This is a genomic window from Tardiphaga sp. P4_G1 (assembly GCF_056401215.1).
The window spans coordinates 1-692 of the sequence record NZ_JBFUJU010000024.1 but is presented as its reverse complement, the minus strand read 5'-3'; the positions used below and the strand labels follow the sequence as shown (position 1 = coordinate 692).

Annotated in this window: 2 protein-coding genes; both read right to left on the bottom strand. The window is 57.8% G+C overall.

Annotated features, from left to right (window positions below; translation table 11 throughout):
- The coding region (locus AC1DUY_RS30715; protein WP_478119196.1) for a ChrR family anti-sigma-E factor at positions 1 to 538 on the bottom strand (538 nt) is incomplete at its 3' end.
- Positions 535 to 692 (bottom strand): sigma factor-like helix-turn-helix DNA-binding protein (locus AC1DUY_RS30710; protein ID WP_478119198.1); only part of this gene is annotated, 158 nt, incomplete at its 5' end. The genes AC1DUY_RS30710 and AC1DUY_RS30715, both read right to left, overlap by 4 nt.

The following is a 692-nucleotide window of genomic DNA, read 5'->3' as shown; positions in this document are numbered from 1 at the left end:
GATTAACTTCATCATCGGCTTCGTCGAGATCGCCGGGAAAATATTGACTGCGCTCGTCCGACAGAGATCCAGATAGAATCTGCATAAACTCCATGCCGGTGTGTCCATGGGCAGGCAGATGAAGCCCCGCTTTACCCTTAATCATCATGACTTTGGCATCTGGACTTCCGGCAATTTGCACCTTGCTCCATCTGAAGCCGGGGCCAAGCCATCGCCAGGGACCAATTTCGCAGTGGCGCATCGCATGAGGGAGCTCGATGCCCAGGTCCGGCTGTTTCCTCGGCCTGGGTTCTTTCACTAACGTGGATGGAATGCTTTCCAGCCGCTCCATGGTCCGTCCGAACAAATCCTCAGCAAGCGAAGCCAAACGCATCTCGTCGAGGATCGCCCCGCCCACAGCCTCGAACCGGGCTAAGCGCTCGCGGCAAACGGCACATCCTTCGAGGTGGACGCGAATGACTAGCGCCGGGCCGGCGCCCAATGCTCCGGTCGCAAGACGCAGAAGCGTTTCGTCGCTGGGGTGATGGTTGATCGTCATATATCGCGGTCCAATAGCGTTCGCAGCCGGTTCAATGCGAGCCGGACGCGGGATTTTACGGTGCCGAGCGGGATGCCCAGCTCACGAGCGATCTCCGCATGCGGCGCTTCGGAGAAGAAAGAGAGTTTCACGATGGTTGCCTGTTCATTTGATA